Genomic DNA, 537 nt, shown 5'->3' with positions numbered 1-537 from the left:
CACTTTGCAGATATCGTCGAAGACCGTAGACGGCAGCTCAATCAGCTGGCATTTCTCTGCGTCTGCAAAGTCTTCGCGCGCAGACAGAACACCGTTGACCAGATAACGCGGTGTAGCACGCATACTGTTAATGCGCTCTTCCATCGCTTTGTTGCCCTTAAAGCGAGCACGACCTTCCATAACCATCTCACACAGCTGGCAAGCGTGGCCGTGGGTGTGCTGTTCGCAGATGTAGGCGGTGGTTACATCTTTGCCTTCCTCATTCTGATGCTTAACGTAGTGCATACCGAAAGTCTGGAAGAACAGGCCATTCGGGTCGTCCTTGTTCGGGAAAATGCGCAGATAGTTATTGCCGTCTTTCAGACGGGTCACATCAACGTTATTGCCACGTTTAGAAGCAATATCGCCACGGGTCTTGTTAAGCAGATCAAGTAATGACTTAGACATGTATTTCTCCTTGTTGTGATTGTGGCCATTGGCGCTATGCGCGTTGGGCTTTCGTTTACTCTTGGCTCTTTCGAGCGAAAAGAATGATAG

The 537-nt window shown here is 49.5% G+C and carries 1 protein-coding gene; it reads right to left on the bottom strand.

What is annotated here, in order from left to right:
- Positions 1 to 447 (bottom strand): hypothetical protein (locus ACFPZN_RS56605; RefSeq protein WP_378293774.1); only part of this gene is annotated, 447 nt, incomplete at its 3' end.
- Positions 448 to 537: the final 90 nt, after the last annotated feature.

The sequence above is a fragment of the Actinomadura rugatobispora genome (assembly GCF_042656285.1).
In the GTDB taxonomy this organism is placed as follows: domain Bacteria; phylum Actinomycetota; class Actinomycetes; order Streptosporangiales; family Streptosporangiaceae; genus Spirillospora; species Spirillospora rugatobispora.
This window is presented reverse-complemented; position numbering and strand designations above follow the sequence as displayed.